The following is a 19006-nucleotide window of genomic DNA, read 5'->3' as shown; positions in this document are numbered from 1 at the left end:
ATTATAATACCAATCTACTATACATAACATCTCTGTCAATTGTCAATCTTCCACTATTGCTTTCTATTAATCCAAAAATCATTTTATACGTATCAATAACTGTTTTTAGTCATGATACTTTTGCTTAAAAACACGCTTTAATTTCAGTTTACATCTATGTATCGAATTGTAAACTATCTTAACATTTAGATTTAAGATATGGGCAATCTCTGATGGTTTATAATCATTTAAAATATATTTTATAATACCTTGTTCTAACTCTGTTAATTTTTCAACACTTTGATGCAACAAAACCAGGGTTTCTCTTCTTAAAATAATGTCATCCGGTTGCCTCACTTGCCTTAACACTTGGACACTACTTAACATTTCATTTTCTAATAACCTTTGTCGTCTTACATCAGCTAATTTTTTTCGTATATAATCATTTCTGGCATTTTTGATAGTGCGATTTACGTAATGTACTAACGGTATGTCTTTTGAAAAATCAAATTGACTTATCGCTTTGAATAATTTCAAAAGTATTTCTTGTTGTAAATCTTCTTTATCATCAGGATGTATTGTGAAATGATTTAAACATTTTCTAATATGTGGTTGTATTTGCTCAAGTAAATCGATTAGGAAATGAATATCTTGGCGTTTGCTTTTTGAAACTGGTATTGATTCTTGATGTTTTATTCTTTGGTGCATGCTTTTTTATCCTTTCAATCAGAATAAAGTTAGCATACTAAGGACGCTATAAAAAAAGCAAGGGGCCAATCTTCTTATTTGTGATTGTTACCCCTTCTAATTTTTTCAAATTCTTCCAAAATTTCATTTGATAGTTCTATACGTGTGCGTGGTTTCTGCTCATTGAACCCTTCAAGCTTTTTTGAAACCGAAACTTCATTTTCTCTCAAGTCTCTCCACATTTCTCTAGAAGAGATACGATAAGCTCCCGCACCAAATATGGCATGTTGCTCACTCATATCACTTGTTACCACTGTGATATGTCTTGTATGTTTGTCGTATAAATCATAAACATATTTTTCTATAAAACTATCTGCTGTTTCTTTTTCTTTAGTAAAGACAATCTTTACACCGTGATACATATATTCTGATGACATGCCGGATTGTTCATAGGCATCAAACACACATACAACCTCATCTGCTATAACTGCATTATAATTTGCAATCGCAGTTAATAACTGATCGCGTGCTTCTTCCAAATTTTCTTGGGCTATTTGACTTAAATCTTGTGATTGGCCAATCATATTGTAACCGTCTATAATCAAGAAACGATCCTTCATGATTTTTCTCCAATCTGATTACGTTTACGATAGACTTCATACATCATTAAGCTTGCCGCAACAGAAGCATTCAAACTATTTACATGTCCTACCATTGGAATATTTATATAAAAGTCACATTTATCTTTGGTAAGTCTGCTCATGCCTTGCCCTTCACTTCCGATAACAATCGCTAGCGACATACCAGCGTCCATTTCACGATAATCTGTTGAATTTTCGGCTTCTGTACCGACCACCCAGTATCCATGGTCTTTTAATGTTTCAATGGTATTCGCCAAATTTGTAACACGCATGACAGGGACATGTTCAATCGCGCCAGTAGACGCTTTTGCAACGGTCTGCGTAAGTGCAACCGATCGCCTTTTAGGAATAATAATGCCATCTACACCTGAAGCGTCAGCCGTTCTTAAAATCGACCCTAAATTATGAGGATCTTCTAAGCCATCCAAAATTAAAACAGTTGATAGTTTTTCATTGTTCTTTTGCTGTGCTAAAAACGCATCAAAATCTGCATATTCATATGGTGCGATGTATGCAGCGACACCTTGGTGAGGCGCATCAGACAAACCATCTAATTTTGATTTTGGCACTGCTTGTACAATAATTTTATTACTATTTGCCTTTTTTAAAATATCATTAATTTGTCCTTTTTTTACTGTATCTTGAATTAAAACCTTATTAATTGTATGTCCGGAAACAATCGCTTCTTTTACGGCATGACGACCTACTATAACAATCTCTTCCAAAGTCTCACTACCTTTCATCTACATTTTTTACGATGCGTTCAAGCAACGTGGTGAGTCGCTCTTGATTTTTTTCTAGATATAAAAATCCGAGGATTGCTTCTAAACCCGAACTTTTTCGATAAGTTTGAATATCTGTGTTTTTCGCCTTAGTATAACTCTTCGCATTTCTACCACGACGAACAATATCTAATTCTTCCGCTGTAAACCAGTTATTTTCTAATAAGTGCTCAAGCGATTGTGCCTGACTTTTTGCCGATACGTAACGCTTGGCTTCTTGGTGTAGTCGATTGGGCTTAGCTTTTAACTTCAATATAATGTACTCTCTTACGAATTGATCTAATACTGCATCACCCATATAGGCCAAAGTTAATGGATTTAATAACTTATTATCCATGTTAACCACGTTTGAATCTCACACCTTGTGGCGTATCTTCTAAAATAATATTTTGTTCTTTTAACTGGTCACGGATTTCATCTGCACGTGCAAAATCTTTGTTTTGTCGCGCCTGATTTCGTTCTTCAATGAGCGCTTCAACATCTTCATCTAATAATTCATCGTTGTTTGATGCTTTTAAAGGAACGCCTAAGACATCACTGAATATTTGATACACTTCTTTAAATCGTGCAATCACTTTAGTAGATGTCGTATTTTCTAATACGTATTTATTCGCTAATTTTGATAAATCATACCAAGCTGTAATGGCATTAGCCGTATTAAAATCGTCGTTCATAACCGTTTCAAATTGGTCTAATATTTGATTGATTTCATCAATATAATGATCTTGCGTTTCAATATTAGTTGCAATTGTTTCACGTTCTTCAATGGCTTGATAACTATTGCGAATACGTTCTAACCCACTTTTAGCTGCCCCAACAAGTTCCATATTATAGTTGATTGGACTTCTATAATGTACACTTATCATGAAAAAGCGTAAGACGTCCGGATCAATTTCTTTAATAATGTCATGCACTAAGACAAAATTGCCCAATGACTTACTCATTTTTTCATTATCTATGTTAATGAAACCATTGTGCATCCAATAGTTTGCGAATGGGGCATGGTTATGTGCTTCAGATTGTGCAATTTCATTTTCATGATGAGGGAATTGTAAATCTGTACCACCCGCATGAATATCAATTGTTGCACCTAGCTCGTGATAAGCCATCACTGAACACTCAATATGCCAGCCTGGTCTACCTTTGCCAAATGGACTATCCCAACTGATTTCATCTGGTTTCGCTTGTTTCCATAACGTAAAATCTAGAGCGTCTTCTTTTTGTTCCCCTTGTTCAATACGCGCACCTACTTTTAAATCGTTCAACGATTGATGGCTTAATTTACCATAATCTTCAAACTTACGTGTTCTGAAATAAACGTCGCCACCGCTTTCATATGCATAGCCTTCATCAATAAGTTCTTTTATAAACTTAATAATATCGTCCATATGATTCATGACTCTTGGATTTGAAGTCGCTTTTTTGACATTTAATGCACCCACATCTTCATAAAATGCATCGATATAGCGATTAGCTATTGTATTTACAGGCTCATTTAATTCTTTAGATCGTTTTATTAATTTATCATCTACGTCCGTAAAGTTTGAAACGTAAATCACTTCATAACCTTGGTACTCAAGATATCTTCTGACAACATCATAGTTAATTGCAGGTCTTGCGTTTCCAATATGAATGTAATTATATACAGTTGGTCCACAAACATACATTTTAACCTTACCTGGTTCTATTGACTTAAACGTTTCTTTTTGACGTGTGAGTGTATTATATAATGTAATCATCTTGAATCTCTCCATTTCTTGTTTTCTCAAGTTGTTTCTCTAATTGTTTTAATTGCTCATAAATTGGATCAGGTAAATTACGATGATCAAATGTTTTGCCAATTCTTCTTCCGTCTTGTTTTACGATATGCCCTGGTATACCAACCACTGTAGAATAGCTAGGTACCGAGTTTAACACTACGGAATTTGCGCCAATATTAACATTTGAATTGATTTTAATATTACCGAGTACTTTTGCTCCTGCTGCAATTAAAACATTGTCTCCAATATCAGGATGACGCTTCCCTTTCTCTTTACCTGTCCCACCTAAAGTAACGCCTTGATAGATTGTGACATTATCACCAATCCTACATGTTTCTCCTATCACTACGCCCATACCATGGTCAATAAATAAACGCTTGCCAATTTGAGCACCTGGATGTATTTCTATTCCAGTAAAAAAACGTGTGATTTGAGAAATCAATCTGGCTAATACATATTTTTTCTTTTTATATAAAGCATGTGCAACTAAGTGACTCCACACTGCATGTACACCAGCATAAGATGTAACTACCTCTAATGTTGTACGTGCTGCTGGGTCTTGCTCAAACACCATATTTACATCATCTTTGATTCTTTTCAAAATTTCAAACAAGGTTGCGACCTCCTTATTAAAAAAGCACCTCCAACATCATACTGTTAGAGGTGCTTTGCACGGTTCCACTCTTTTTTAATAAGCTGATTCCTCAATCACATAGCAATACAACTTATATTGACTCATTTGCATTATTCAATTCATCAAACTAAAGGTGCATTCAACAATTTTTGTGTTGTGCTCACAGCGACCGCACACTCTCTTGACACATACCATTGCATACTAATCCTTTAGCTCATTCACATATTATAATAGTTGGTAACTTGTAATTTTTCAAGTGTTATACATTTAATCTATTTTATTCACACTATGCATTAAACGTATTTTTTTAAGCGTTGTAGCACTTTGTCTTTGCCTAAAACTTCAATTGTATTTGGCAGTTCTGGTCCGTGCATTTGTCCTGTTACAGCTACACGTATCGGCATAAATAATTGCTTACCTTTGATACCTGTTTCTTTTTGAACTTCTTTAATTGTTTTTTTAATTTCGTCAGCTTCAAAAGGTTCTAATGCTTCTAATTTGCCATATAAATGATTCATTAGTTCTGGAACTTGTTCACCATTAATAACTTCTTGCTCATCTTCACCTAGTGTTTGTTCGTCTCGGAAGAAAATTTCAGATAACGGAACAATTTCTCCAGCGTAACTCATTTCTTTCTGATAAAGTGCAATCAGTTTACGCCCCCACGCTTTATCTTCTTCAGAAGGATTTTCAGGCAATAATTCTGCTTTTACTAAATGTGGAAAAGCAAGTTCAAATACTGTTTCAGTATCTTTTTGTTTCATATATTGGTTGTTAATCCAAGCTAATTTTTGTTTATCGAAAAATGCAGGTGATTTAGATAAACGTTTTTCGTCGAAGATTTTGATAAATTCTTCTTTAGAGTAGATTTCATCTTCACCTTCCGGAGACCAACCTAACAACGTAATAAAGTTGAACAAGGCCTCAGGTAAGTAACCCAAGTCTCTATACTGTTCAATAAATTGAAGGATTTGGCCATCACGTTTACTTAATTTTTTACGTTCTTCATTTACAATTAGTGACATATGTGCAAATCTTGGTGGTTCCCAACCAAATGTGTCATAAATCATTAATTGTTTTGGAGTATTTGAAATATGGTCGTCGCCACGTATAACATCTGAAATTTCCATGTAATGATCATCAACAGCTACGGCAAAATTATATGTTGGTACACCGTCTTTTTTAACAATTACCCAATCTCCCATATTGTTTGAATCAAATGAAATTTCGCCTTTAACCATATCATCGAATTTATAAGTTGTATCTTTTGGAACGCGGAAACGAATAGAAGGTTTACGTCCTTCTGCTTCAAATTGTTGACGTTCTTCCTCTGTTAAATGTGCATGTTTACCACCATAACGTGGCATTTCACCGCGCGCAATTTGTTGTTCACGTTCCGCTTCTAACTCTTCTTCAGTCATATAACATTTATATGCTTTATCTTCATCTAATAATTGTTGAATAAGCGGGTTGTATATTTCAGCACGTTCTGACTGACGGTAAGGGCCATAACCTTTATCCTTATCTACTGATTCGTCCCAATCAATACCTAACCATTTTAGATTATCGAACTGTGATGATTCTCCATCTTCTAAATTACGTTTGCTATCTGTATCTTCTATACGTATTACAAAATCACCATCATAATGTTTAGCAAATAAATAGTTAAATAATGCAGTTCTTGCATTACCAATATGCAAATAACCTGTTGGGCTTGGCGCATATCTAACTCTTACACGATTACTCATTATGTTCACTCCTGTTTAAAATTAATTTTTTATTTTCAATTTCATTGCTTTCATTTTTACTGTGTCTATCTATTACACACAGTAATATATCAATACGAATCCAATGAAGTTCATATTAAAAAATAATGTTTCAGCATTTAAAGTATATTGCTTATTCGCTTACTTATAATATCATAGCTCATCATTTTTTAAAGCATCACTATATTAAAATCAAACATTTTTTGTTTTTAATTCCACGGCATAATTCTAAATATAGTAATACAATTTCGCTATCTATTGTAGCACTTTAAAGCTGATTATGATATTACCACGCTTAAATTTAATTGTTTATAAATGAATTCTTTTGTCACTTGGTCATTCAGTGTTTTTACGTAAAAAAGGTTTCATGTGAAACTGTAACTGTAGTTGCTACATTTCATATGAAACCTAACTGCTATTTCAATATATTTTTTTAGCAAAAATAATCCGACCCGAAGATGTTTGCAATAAACTGACGACTTCTAAATCAATGTGTTCGCCAATATGTTTTTTAGCATTGTCTACAACTACCATCGTACCATCTTCTAAATAACCCACTGCTTGTCCAGCTTCTTTACCCATCTTAGTTAACAATAAGTTAAGCCGATCACCTTGATGGACTGTTGGCTTAATGGCTTCTGATAAGTCATTAACATTGAGTACTTGAATGCCTTGTATATGACAAACTTTGTTCAGATTAAAATCTGTAGTGATAATTTGAGCTCTATAATGCAGCGCGAGTTTAATTAACATAGCGTCTATATCACTGTGTGATTTTGTAGGTTGAATAATACGTGTAGGGTGCTGTGCATCGTGTAATGCATTAAGCATATCTAAGCCTCTTTGACCTTTTTCTCTCTTCACACTATCATTCGCATCCGCAATAACTTGCAATTCATTAATCACACCTTGCGGAATTAAAATCTCACCATCTACAAAGCCACATTCTAAAACATCTAGAATACGTCCATCTATAATTGCACTCGTATCAATCACCTTTGGCATCGCATTACGTGTATTCATAGCCATAGAACGCGTCATATTTTCTGGCAAAAACAAAAGCATTTCATCACGTTTACGTAAACCAAATTGAAAACCTAAATATCCCAATATGATTGTAACAATAATTGGTACAAAATGATTTAACACGTTGTTGCCAATAATTTGAAAAATAAATGAAATCATTACAGAAATAAGCAAACCTATAATGAGCCCGATTGTGGCAAACAATATTTCTATCGCACTTTGACGCATAATCATTTGTTCTAAATCTTTCATTGCTAAAGTTACTTTCTTAATAAACCAACCAAAGATAGCAAAAAACAGTATAATCCCTAGTAGTCCATTGAAATAATTATTTGTAAGTAGCATGAAATGACTCAATCCAGCATCTGTAATAATTTCTGGAATAAGATACACGCCTAAACTTGCGCCCAATATGATATAGCACAAGATTACAATGAGTCTTATCATGTTCAAATGCTAACGCTCCTTTCGCATGAAAGCTATTATGACTTCATAAGCCTTGTAACCATTTAAATAAATGTCGTTGATCAATGTTTTGATAAGGCATATTTTAATGCCTCATGGACATTTGTCACACCAATGACTTTAATGTTGCTCGGGAATTCCCAACCCCCAATATTAGATTCAGGAATAATAATGCGTTTAAAACCTAATTTTTCCGCTTCTTGTACACGTTGTTCAATGCGAGAAACACGTCTCACTTCCCCTGTTAAACCAACTTCGCCGATAAAACAGTCTAAGCCATCCACAGTTAAATCTTTAAAGCTTGAGGCAGTAGCAATAATGATTCCTAAATCAACAGCAGGTTCTGTTAACCTTACGCCACCAGCTACTTTAATATAGGCATCTTGTTGTTGCAGTAAATAATTTTCTTTTTTCTCTAATACAGCCATTAACAAACTTAAACGATTGTGATCTATTCCTGTCGCCATACGTCTAGGATTATTAAATGTTGTGGGTGTTACTAACGCTTGAACCTCAATTAATAATGGTCGCGTACCTTCCATAGTAGACACGATTGTTGAACCTGGAACATTTGTAGAACGTTCTTCTAAAAACATTTCTGAAGGATTTTTAACACCTTTCAATCCACTCTGTTTCATTTCAAAAATACCCATTTCATTTGTAGAACCAAAGCGATTTTTTACCGCTCTTAAAATCCGATAAGCATGATGCTCATCACCTTCAAAATAAAGCACCGTATCCACCATATGTTCTAGCAAACGAGGTCCCGCAATCTGACCTTCTTTCGTAACGTGACCAACAATAAACGTCGCGATATTTAGTTGTTTAGCTATATTCATCAAGCTCTGTGTACTCTCTCTCACCTGAGATACCGAACCGGGTGCAGAACTGATTTCAGGGTGAAAAATAGTCTGAATAGAATCTACAACAAGCAAATCAGGCTTCAATTGTTTAACTGTTTCATGTATCACTTCTAAATCTGTTTCTGCAAATACATTTAATTGACTTGAATCTTCATCTAATCGATCTGCTCTTAATTTTGTTTGATTTAATGATTCTTCACCAGTTATATATAAAACGTTTTTCTCTTGTGATAACGCTGCACATATTTGAAGCAATAGTGTTGATTTACCGATACCTGGATCGCCACCAATCAACACAAGTGAACCATTAACGATCCCGCCACCAAGCACTCGATTAAACTCTGCTGAATTCGTTTTAACACGTGGTGTTGTCTCATGCTTTATATCATTTAACTTCTGTACTTTGGATGTATTTTCACGACTGCGCACACCATGTTTCGGACTTGTCGATTTCTGTTCTATGATTTCTTCCATTTGATTCCATCCACCACAGTTAGGACATTTCCCCATCCATTTAGGTGACTGATAACCACATGCCATGCATTCAAAAATCACTTTCTTTTTGGCCAAAACTGCACCTCCATCTTTATTGAACAAATCTATTTTATACCTATGTTTATGTAAAAACAAATTTTATTTACAAATGATTTATTTTGATATTTTATATGCTAAATAAATAGCTTTATATTGTAATATATAAATGAATATATTGCAAAAATCTATTTTTAAAAATAACACTATTATGCCTATAGCACCATCAAAAAGATATACTTTATTGATATCCAAATTAGCCTACAAGGTCATATCATACTTTCACCATACTGTATCGTAGTTTTTGAAATTAAAAAAGCGTTTCTCAAGGTTGAAATAAATACTTGAGAAACGCTTTGGTATTATGACCTATATTGGTTTATCTAATTTTATGATTCAGAAGTTTCTTTTTCTTTTTCATCTTCTGTTCTATCTTTAATGTTATATTTATATTCCTTACCGTCATGGTCGATATAAACATTTTTACCTTCAATTTGATTGCCGTCTAAGATTAACTCACTTAAGTTATCTTCAATCGTTTTTTGGATTTCTCGAATAAGTGGTCTCGCACCATATTCTGGATCGTATCCTTCTTCAGCGATGCGTTCTTTAGCTGCATCAGAAACGATAATATCAATATCTTGTTCTGATAAACGATCTGTAAGTTTATTTACCATCATTGTTACAATTTCTTTCAACTCATCTTGAGACAGTTTGTGGAATACAATGATGTCATCTACACGGTTTAAGAATTCTGGACGGAAAGCATTTTTCAATTCTTTCATCATTGTTTTACGGATAGATTCATAGTCTTGACCTTCAGATGCGCCACCAAATCCTGCAAAACGTTGATCTTGCAATTCTTGCGCACCCACGTTAGATGTCATAATTATCACTGTGTTACGGAAGTCTACTTGACGACCTTTAGTATCTGTTAAGTGTCCATCATCTAATACTTGCAACAAGATGTTAAATACATCAGGATGCGCTTTTTCGATTTCATCAAATAATATAACTGAATATGGTTTGCGTCTTACTTTTTCAGTTAATTGACCGCCATCATCATGACCAACATAACCTGGAGGCGCTCCTACTAAACGACTGACAGCATGTTTTTCCATAAACTCACTCATGTCAACACGAATCATTGCGTCATCTTCACCAAACATTGTTTCTGCTAGTGCACGTGCTAATTCTGTCTTACCGACACCTGTAGGTCCTAAGAATATAAAGCTACCTATTGGTCTTTGAGGATCTTTTAATCCTGCTCTTGCACGTCTTACTGCTTTACTGATTGATGTTACTGCTTCTTTTTGACCAATGACACGTTTGTGTAACGTATCTTCCAAGTTAAGCAAGCGATCAGATTCTGTTTCATTAATTTTTGTTAATGGAATGCCAGTCCAACCAGCGATAACTTCACCGATATCCTCTTCAGATAAGGATGTGTTCGCACCGTTTTGGCTATTTTTCCAATTATTGTTTGCTTCTTCGTATTGTTTTTCTAATTTAGTTTGTTTATCACGTAAATTAGCTGCATTTTCAAATTCTTGTGCATGTACAGCTGCATCTTTTTCATTTTTCACTTGCTCAATTTCTTGTTCCAGCTCTTTTAAGTTTGGTGGTGTTGTATGACTTTTTAGTCTTACTTTTGAGCTTGCTTCATCAATTAAGTCAATCGCTTTATCTGGTAAGAAACGATCAGACACATAGCGATGACTTAGTTTTGCAGCTGATTCTAAAGCTTCATCAGAGATGTTGATGCGGTGATGTGCTTCATAACGATCACGTAATCCTTTTAAGATTTCAATCGTATCTTCAACAGTTGGTTCATCTACTTGAACAGGTTGGAAACGACGTTCTAACGCAGCATCTTTTTCAATGTTTTTACGATATTCATCAAGTGTAGTCGCACCGATACATTGTAATTCGCCACGAGCTAATGCTGGTTTTAAGATGTTTGATGCATCAATTGCACCTTCTGCACCACCAGCACCTACTAATGTGTGTAGCTCATCAATGAACAGAATGACATTACCTGCTTGGTGAATTTCTTCCATTACTTTTTTCAAACGCTCTTCAAATTCGCCACGATATTTCGTACCAGCAACGACTGTTCCCATATCTAATGACATCACACGTTTACCTTTAAGTGTTTCAGGAACTTCATTATTAACAATTGCAAGTGCTAAACCTTCAGCAATTGCCGTTTTACCGACACCTGGTTCCCCAATTAATACTGGGTTGTTCTTAGTACGTCTACTCAACACTTCAATGACACGTGTGATTTCTTTATCTCTGCCAATAACAGGATCCAACGTGCCATCATTAGCAATTACTGTTAAGTCACGAGCAAGACTATCTAAAGTTGGTGTATTATTAGATTTGTTTGCCTGCGCATTTTTATTGCTCATTTCAGGACTTCCTAAAGCTTTCACTACTTGCGCGCGTGCTTTCGTAATGTTTAAGTCTAGATTAGCAAAAACACGTGCAGCTACGCCTTCATTTTCTCTAATTAAACCAAGTAATATATGCTCAGTACCAACGAAATTGTGGTGTAATTTTCTTGCTTCGTCCATTGATAACTCAATAACTTTTTTAGCACGTGGTGTGTAATGTAACGCACCCATTTGTTCTTGACCGTGACCAATTAATTTTTCAACTTCTGTTACTACTTTTTCTTCAGTAATATCAAAGGATTCCAACACTTTTGCTGCAATACCTTCTGGTTCTTTCATTAAACCTAAAAGTAAATGTTCTGTTCCTATATTTGAATGATTTAAGCGAATTGCTTCTTCTTGAGCATGTGCCAATACACGTTGTGCACGTTCTGTCAGTCTACCAAATAACATAGCATGACCTCCTAATTTATATGTTCTCTTAAAATATCTGCTCTTTTTTCGTTAACTGTTCTATCATCTTCATCATCTAATAAGAATGGTGATTGAATAGCAACCATCAACTCATTAAACTTAAAGTCTTTTAAATCAATATAGTCTAAATCTATACCTAATTTCACTTCACTTAATCTAAATGATGCTTCTTCCATAGATATTAGTCTACTATATTTTAAGATACCTAACGAACGATATACTCTATCTAAAGTTTCAATTTTATTATGCTTGCTAAGTCGTTCGCGAATTTGCATCTCTTCGTTAATAATTTGTTGTACTACTTCAGTTAAACTTTCAATAATTTCTTCTTCTGTTTTTCCAAGCGTCAGTTGATTGGAAATTTGATAAATGTGACCGTATACTTGGGAACCTTCGCCATAGATACCTCTTATTGTGAATCCAAAACGATTGATTGTTTGAGCGATTCTATTCATCCGCTTCATAATCGTAAGTCCCGGTAAATGTAACATTACGCTGGCTCTCATACCAGTACCGATATTCGTCGGACATGTTGTTAAATAACCGAGTGTTTCATCAAAACTTACATCTAATTCACTGTCTAATGTGTCATCCAGTGCGGAAGCTTTTTCATATAATGTTTGTAATGATAAATCATTTCCCATGGCTTGAATTCGTATATGATCTTCTTCATTAACCATAATGCTTAAAGATTCATCTTCATTTAAAAGTACTGCAGCAGCAGGTCTTTTTATTAACTCGGGACTGATAAGATGTTTCGCTACAAGTTTATATTTACTCTGCTGGTCCATCGTGCCTAACCTCTGTATAAACATGTTAGGAAGCGCATCTTGAACTTCATTTATCACTCTATTACCATCTTGTTCGGATGCAAACATCAAAGGGTGTACATGATTTTCTAAATTTCTAGCCAAACGCAATCTCGAAGACATTACGATTGGACTTTCTGCTTCGTCTCTCATCCACTCACTAATGTGGGTGCTGATATCATTCTTACTCATCATGTTTCACCTCGCTGTCTTCTTTCAATGCCTTAATTTCATCTCTAACAACTGCAGCCTCTTCAAAATTTTGTTCTTCAATTAACTGATTTAAATAAGTTGTTTTCTCTTCTATTTGTTTTTTCAAAGCTAACTTTCTATGTGAAGAGCGTGGTGTTTTTCCAGTGTGTTCGATTTGACCACCTTGTACACGTCGTACAATATCGACAATGTCATCTTTAAAAGTTGCGTAGCAGTCTGCACAACCAAATTTACCAACATGCGCAATATCTTTTAATGTCATTTGACAAGTAGGACATCTCTTTTCTTCTTTAAATGCAATTTCATCGAAATCAATACCGTGTTTCGCTGCTAAATGTTGTAATATTTGTTTTACTACAAACGCACCTTCAATGTCATCTTGTGACTGCATTTGTTGGTTTTGAGTCCATGGGTTACCGCCTTGTGCGCATGTGGCACAAACCCATTTTTCATGTACACCATCTTGCCCTTTAACTGCTAACTTTACTTCTGCTTCATTTAAATGACAATTTTCGCACAGCACGACCAAACACCTCTCTTAATTTCTTTAATAATAATTTATTACATGTAATATTCGTTTCACTATATTAGCACGTATAATATCTCTTGATAATACATCCATTTTTAAAGTTTCTCTATCGATTACAGCGTAAATCATTTTTGCTTCGCGTTCACTGATATATGCTTTATCTAATAAACCATCTATGATGTAATAAGCTTGTTGCTGTGAAATAGATGGTCCGATGAGTTGAAGTAAATGATTAATGTAACCTGTTTCATCTTTGTTTTCAATTTTAGTGATTCGAATATAACCACCGCCACCTCTTTTACTTTCTATTTCATAACCATGTTCATTTGTAAAACGTGTTTTGATCACATAGTTTAGTTGAGAAGGCACACAGTCAAACCGCTGTGCAATATTGGCACGTTGAATTTCAACAACGTCTTCATTGGTGTCTTCAAATAATTTTTTAATGTACTGTTCTATGATGTCGGACATGTTATGCATGATTATCACCTCTTTTGACCTTCTTTGACTATATTATATGACCAACTTTGACCTTTTTCAACCAATATGTTTTAAATTTTTTCAATTTTGGATGTAAGTAAGCGCTTGTTTATTGTATTATAGGAGTTAAGAAAAAATTTAAAGGGATGAATTATTATGCATATTATTATCGGTTTAATTGGTATTGCTGTGTTTCTTGGGTTAGCTTTACTCTTTAGTTCTGACAGAAAAAATATTCGCTGGCAATACATTGGCTTATTACTCGTAATACAACTTGTATTTGCTTTTATATTATTAAAAACAAAATTTGGTATTACGGTCATTGGTGGCATTTCAGATGGCTTTAATTACTTATTAGCTAAAGCTGCTGAAGGTGTCAATTTTGTATTTGGTGGATTTGAATTTGTAGATCCTAAAAATCCTCCATTCTTCTTCAATGTATTATTACCAATCGTTTTTATTTCAGCATTAATTGGTATCTTACAATACACAAGAATACTGCCATTCATTATTAACTATTTAGGTTTAGCCATTTCTAAAGTAAATGGGATGGGTCGCTTAGAGTCATATAATGCGGTAGCAGCAGCAATTTTGGGTCAATCAGAAGTTTTCATTTCACTCAAAAAAGAATTAGCACATATCCCTAAACAACGTCTTTATACATTGACTGCTTCCGCGATGTCTACGGTATCGGCTTCTATTATCGGTGCTTATTTTACATTAATCGAGCCTAGATATGTAGTTACTGCAGTAGTACTAAACTTATTTGGCGGGTTTATCATTGCTTCTATTATTAATCCATATAAAGTAGATGTAAAAGAAGATAAATTAATCGTTGAAGAAAGTGAGACGAAAAAACAGTCCTTCTTCGAAATGTTAGGGGAATACATTTTAGATGGGTTTAAAGTTGCTGTAATCGTTGGTGCGATGCTGATTGGTTATATAGCAATTATCGCTTTGTTAAACGGTGTTGTAAGTGCTATTTTCACTGCAGCTTCAGGTGGAAGTATTACATGGGATTTCCAAACTTTAATTGGATTTATATTTGCACCATTAGCATTTTTAATTGGGGTACCATGGGACGATGCTGTTCAAGCTGGTTCTATTATGGCAACAAAATTACTATCTAATGAATTTGTAGCCATGCAAAGCTTAAATGAAGTTAAAAATATCAGTGAACACGCAAAAGGTGTAATCTCTGTCTTTGTTGTATCTTTTGCTAACTTTAGTTCTATTGGTATTATTTCTGGCGCAATCAAATCGCTTAATAATGAAAAAGGTGATATGGTAGCACGTTTTGGTTTAAAACTTTTATTTGGTGCCACACTTGTGTCATTTATTTCTGCAGCAATCGCAGGTTTCTTTATCTAATTAAACTGACAAAAAGCAGGTCAATCCATTTTGGAATTGACCTGTTTTTTTTATGTTATATTAAACTTGCTCAATTGTAGCCTTTGCAACAATATGTTCAATGAAATATTGCGTTACGCGATAATCTTCTGTTAACTCTGGATGGAAAGAAACACCTAAATAGCGTCCTTCTTGAACTGCTACTATTTTCTCACCAACCGAGCTCAATATTGTGGCATTCCCATGGACTTGGGCTATATGAGGGGCTCTGATAAATACCCCTTCTATATCTTCTGCAATGCCAGTAATATTTAAATGACTTTCAAAACTATCTACTTGTCTGCCAAATGAATTTCGTTGGACCGTAATATCTAATTTGTTGAGATATCCTTCTTCACCAACAATATCTTTTGCCATAACTATAAGCCCTGCACAAGTGCCAAACATAGGTAATTCAGATTGTTGTAATGCTTCTTTAAACCCATATAAATTCATTAAACGACGTAACGTTGTCGATTCACCACCAGGTAGTATGAGCCCATCAATTTCCTCTAATTGCTCCACATGTTTTATGGCAATACCTTCGTGTCCACTTAATTCAATATGCTTCAAATGTTCTCTCACAGCACCCTGTAAAGCTAAAACACCTATTTTCATATTACCAACCACGCTCTTGCATACGTTCTTCTAGTGACAAATCATTAATGTCTAAACCTTTCATTGCTGTACCTAACTCTTTAGCTAATCTACCAATTAATTCATAATCTTGGTAATGCGTCGTAGCTTGTACAATTGCTTTTGCAAATTTTTCAGGATCTTCTGATTTAAAAATACCAGAACCAACAAATACACCATCTGCACCTAATTCCATCATTAAAGCAGCGTCTTGAGGTGTTGCTACACCACCAGCTGCAAAATTCACCACTGGCAATTTACCGTTTTCTTTAATTGATTTTAATACTTCAAAAGGTGCACCTATGTTTTTAGCTTCCGTCATAATTTCATCATCATTCATAACTGTTATGCGACTCACTTCAGCATTGACTTGTCTAATATGTCTAACAGCTTCAACGATATTACCAGTACCAGGTTCACCTTTCGTACGTAACATTGCCGCTCCTTCACCTATGCGACGCGCTGCTTCACCTAAATTACGACAGCCACAAACAAATGGTACTGTAAAAGTATCTTTACGTAAGTGGTACTCTTCATCAGCTGGTGTTAAGACTTCTGATTCGTCAATATAGTCAACACCCATTGCTTCTAGTACACGTGCTTCTGTTATATGACCAATACGACCTTTAGCCATGACAGGTATAGAAACAGCATTCATTACTTCTTCAACAATCTTAGGATTTGCCATTCTAGCAACACCACCAGCTGCTCTAATATCAGAAGGAACACGTTCTAACGCCATTACAGCAACTGCCCCTGCTTCTTCCGCGATTTTCGCTTGTTCAGCATTGACAACGTCCATGATGACGCCGCCTTTTTGCATTTCAGCCATTCCTCTTTTGACTCTTTCTGATCCAGTAAATTTAGACATTTTATTTACCCCTTTACTTAGTTGATTAAATTCATTTTAAAAGATAAACTGGTGTTTAAAAAGGTACACTTTCAAAATAATTTAGGAGGTCAGTTTATTGTCTAAAAATCATCTCTATATTAATTTATATGAAAATTTAAAACAACAAATCATAGAAGGTCAATACAAATCTGAAGATAAGTTTCCGTCTAAACGTGCATTAGGCCAACATTTATCTGTAAGCAATACAACAATTGAACATGCGTATCAGCTCTTATTAGATGAAGGATATATTTACTCCAAACCGCGTTCAGGCTATTTTGTTTCAGATATAGAAACGCTTCCTGTTATCGCAAGAAATATGGACCAATCCCAACATCATAATAACTCAAAAAATAATCATGAAGTGACACAATCAGTCCGTTCACTGGCATTTAATTTATCAGAGATTGATGCAGAATACTTCCCTATGAAACAATTTAGAAAATATGCAAAAGATGCATTTGAAGATGAAGAAATTGATTTACTACAACATGTTAATTCAAAAGGCGAGATTTCATTAAGACAAGAAATTGCACATTACTTATTTAATAGTCGTGGCGTTAACTGTAGACCTGAACAAATTATCATCGGTTCTTCAACAGAACAACTTATAAATCTTTTAACTGACATTTTAAATGACGGTCGTTTTTTAATAGAAAATCCTAGTTATCCACCCATTAAGCAAGTACTAGATAAAAAGCAAATTGCTTATCTTCAAGTACCTGTAAATAGTACAGGAATAGAAATTACGTCCTTTCAGAAATCCAATAATAATATCGCATATGTCACACCATCACACCAATTCCCCACAGGCTATGTTATGAGTTTAAAAAAAAGAACCCAACTCATCAATTGGGCACAACAAAGTACTGATAGATATATTATTGAAGATGATTATGATTCTGAGTTTCGCTACTTCGGTAAACCAATACCTGCTCTACAAAGTTTAGACACTAAAGATAAGGTCATATATATTAGTACCTTTTCCAAATCATTATTTCCAAGCTGTCGAATTGCATATTTAGTTTTACCAAATAATTTACTTTCAAAATATGACAACTTGGCAAATAAAGAAGGAAACACAGTGCCGGCACATACACAAAAAATGATTTCACTCTTTATGAAATCAGGCAGTTTTGAAAGGCATCTTAATAAAATGAGGAACGTGTACCGCCATAAACTAACAACAATTTTAAATGCATTAACGCCTTATCAATCGCAATTAAAAATAGATGGTGCTTTAGCTGGTATGCATTTTACACTCACTGTCAAAAATCATTTGACTATGGGGCAATGCTTAGAACGTGCAAAGGAAAATGATTTAAATATAATACCATTTAGTAAATATGATAGTGATCAAAACACAGTTAAATTTATTCTAGGTTTCGGTGGTATTCCGATATCCCAACTCAAAGAACATACAGACGCACTAATCAAAACACTGACAGTCTAGTATATATTATTGATAGTTCGACTTTTATATTTCTTATAAATTTATATGTTATTGAAATACTGTGACTTATGCATGGGCTTTAGCTCATGCATTCCTCTTTACCTACTCTTGCGGAAGGTAAGTCAGCTACCATCGGCGCTAAGGACCTTTCCTGACTTCAGCCAAGCGCTCGTAAAGTACCACTCTCAATTTATTGAGATAGCGGTACTTATGCATGAGTTTTTGCTCATGCATTCCTTTTACTATTTCACGCTTTCCTCACTCACTTACCGCTTGTAAGCTCGTTTCGTCTCTCGTTTACTTCGTCAGCTTCAAACGCTTTCTTTTGTCAGTTTACAGTTCTTCGAACTGGGAAGTTAAGCTCCTTTTACGTAAAAAAGAGACCTTTCGGTCTCGGCTCATCGCATCCTATTTACTTGCCTGGCAACGTCCTACTCTTGCGGAACGTAAGTCCGACTACCATCGGCGCTAAGGAGCTTAACTTCTGTGTTCGGCATGGGAACAGGTGTGACCTCCTTGCTATAGTCACCAGACAATGTCATGTATAAAATTTATACACTCAAAACTAGATTGTAAGTAAAATTTAGTTTAACCAACA

General features: G+C 34.7%; 17 protein-coding genes and 1 rRNA gene. 2 read left to right on the top strand and 16 right to left on the bottom strand.

What is annotated here, in order from left to right:
- Nucleotides 1-105: 105 nt before the first annotated feature.
- From MUA21_RS01160 to MUA21_RS01100, 13 genes are all read right to left on the bottom strand, one after another.
- Nucleotides 106-687 carry a sigma-70 family RNA polymerase sigma factor gene (locus MUA21_RS01160; protein WP_262561620.1) on the bottom strand — a complete coding sequence of 194 codons (582 nt, stop codon included), beginning with the start codon at nt 685-687 and terminating at the stop codon, nt 106-108.
- A 74-nt stretch (nt 688-761) separates the two neighbouring features.
- Nucleotides 762-1286 carry an NYN domain-containing protein gene (locus MUA21_RS01155; protein WP_019468577.1) on the bottom strand — a complete coding sequence of 175 codons (525 nt, stop codon included), beginning with the start codon at nt 1284-1286 and terminating at the stop codon, nt 762-764.
- Entirely contained in the window at nt 1283-2032 is a 750-nt protein-coding gene (gene rlmB / locus MUA21_RS01150) for a 23S rRNA (guanosine(2251)-2'-O)-methyltransferase RlmB (RefSeq protein ID WP_046207688.1), read from the bottom strand. The genes MUA21_RS01155 and rlmB overlap by 4 nt, the downstream gene beginning before the upstream one ends.
- A gap of 7 nt (nt 2033-2039) precedes the next feature.
- On the bottom strand, nt 2040-2426 hold the full coding sequence (locus MUA21_RS01145) for a Mini-ribonuclease 3 (protein ID WP_046207689.1): 387 nt from the start codon (nt 2424-2426) through the stop codon (nt 2040-2042).
- 1 nt (nt 2427) lies between these two features.
- A complete protein-coding gene (cysS, locus tag MUA21_RS01140) occupies nt 2428-3828 on the bottom strand; it encodes a cysteine--tRNA ligase (protein WP_064209893.1) in 1401 nt (466 codons plus the stop codon).
- Nucleotides 3812-4453 carry a serine O-acetyltransferase gene (gene cysE / locus MUA21_RS01135; RefSeq protein WP_046207703.1) on the bottom strand — a complete coding sequence of 214 codons (642 nt, stop codon included), beginning with the start codon at nt 4451-4453 and terminating at the stop codon, nt 3812-3814. Before cysE ends, cysS begins: the two co-directional genes overlap by 17 nt.
- Before the next feature lie 323 nt (nt 4454-4776).
- The gene (gltX, locus tag MUA21_RS01130) at nt 4777-6231 is read right to left on the bottom strand and encodes a glutamate--tRNA ligase (protein ID WP_046207691.1); all 1455 of its coding nucleotides are present in this window, start codon (nt 6229-6231) and stop codon (nt 4777-4779) included.
- 438 nt (nt 6232-6669) lie between these two features.
- Complete coding sequence (locus tag MUA21_RS01125; protein WP_262561619.1) at nt 6670-7728, bottom strand: PIN/TRAM domain-containing protein; 1059 nt, start codon at nt 7726-7728, stop codon at nt 6670-6672.
- A 74-nt stretch (nt 7729-7802) separates the two neighbouring features.
- Nucleotides 7803-9173, bottom strand: a complete 1371-nt coding sequence (radA, locus tag MUA21_RS01120; protein WP_073343636.1) for a DNA repair protein RadA — start codon at nt 9171-9173, stop codon at nt 7803-7805.
- Nucleotides 9174-9523: 350 nt separating this feature from the next.
- Entirely contained in the window at nt 9524-11986 is a 2463-nt protein-coding gene (locus MUA21_RS01115; protein WP_046207694.1) for an ATP-dependent Clp protease ATP-binding subunit, read from the bottom strand.
- 11 nt (nt 11987-11997) lie between these two features.
- Nucleotides 11998-13008, bottom strand: coding sequence for a protein arginine kinase (locus tag MUA21_RS01110; RefSeq protein WP_198644472.1), 1011 nt, complete (start codon nt 13006-13008; stop codon nt 11998-12000).
- Nucleotides 13001-13552, bottom strand: coding sequence for a UvrB/UvrC motif-containing protein (locus MUA21_RS01105; protein ID WP_046207696.1), 552 nt, complete (start codon nt 13550-13552; stop codon nt 13001-13003). Before MUA21_RS01105 ends, MUA21_RS01110 begins: the two co-directional genes overlap by 8 nt.
- 24 nt (nt 13553-13576) lie before the next feature.
- Complete coding sequence (locus tag MUA21_RS01100; RefSeq protein WP_019468588.1) at nt 13577-14038, bottom strand: CtsR family transcriptional regulator; 462 nt, start codon at nt 14036-14038, stop codon at nt 13577-13579.
- A 156-nt stretch (nt 14039-14194) separates the two neighbouring features.
- On the opposite strand from MUA21_RS01100, the gene MUA21_RS01095 reads away from it, so the two are divergent.
- Entirely contained in the window at nt 14195-15409 is a 1215-nt protein-coding gene (locus tag MUA21_RS01095) for a NupC/NupG family nucleoside CNT transporter (RefSeq protein ID WP_107526217.1), read from the top strand.
- A 60-nt stretch (nt 15410-15469) separates the two neighbouring features.
- On the opposite strand, the gene pdxT is transcribed toward MUA21_RS01095, so the two are convergent.
- Together pdxT and pdxS are read right to left on the bottom strand one after the other, a co-directional pair.
- Nucleotides 15470-16045, bottom strand: a complete 576-nt coding sequence (gene pdxT, locus MUA21_RS01090; RefSeq protein ID WP_073343643.1) for a pyridoxal 5'-phosphate synthase glutaminase subunit PdxT — start codon at nt 16043-16045, stop codon at nt 15470-15472.
- Nucleotide 16046: 1 nt separating this feature from the next.
- Nucleotides 16047-16934: a pyridoxal 5'-phosphate synthase lyase subunit PdxS gene (gene pdxS, locus MUA21_RS01085; protein ID WP_064209900.1), complete on the bottom strand. Its 888-nt coding sequence runs from the start codon at nt 16932-16934 to the stop codon at nt 16047-16049.
- Nucleotides 16935-17031: 97 nt separating this feature from the next.
- Here pdxS and pdxR point away from each other — a divergent pair, with 97 nt between their 5' ends.
- Nucleotides 17032-18408, top strand: a complete 1377-nt coding sequence (gene pdxR, locus MUA21_RS01080; protein ID WP_107526218.1) for a MocR-like pyridoxine biosynthesis transcription factor PdxR — start codon at nt 17032-17034, stop codon at nt 18406-18408.
- Nucleotides 18409-18826: 418 nt separating this feature from the next.
- Here pdxR and rrf read toward each other — a convergent pair.
- A 5S ribosomal RNA gene (gene rrf / locus MUA21_RS01075) occupies nt 18827-18941 on the bottom strand.
- Between the last annotated feature and the right edge of the window lie 65 nt (nt 18942-19006).

It is taken from the genome of Staphylococcus ureilyticus (genome assembly GCF_025558845.1).
In the GTDB taxonomy this organism is placed as follows: Bacteria; Bacillota; Bacilli; order Staphylococcales; family Staphylococcaceae; genus Staphylococcus; species Staphylococcus ureilyticus.
The sequence above is the reverse complement of the archived record's forward strand: the minus strand, read 5'-3'. Positions and strand labels throughout refer to the sequence as shown.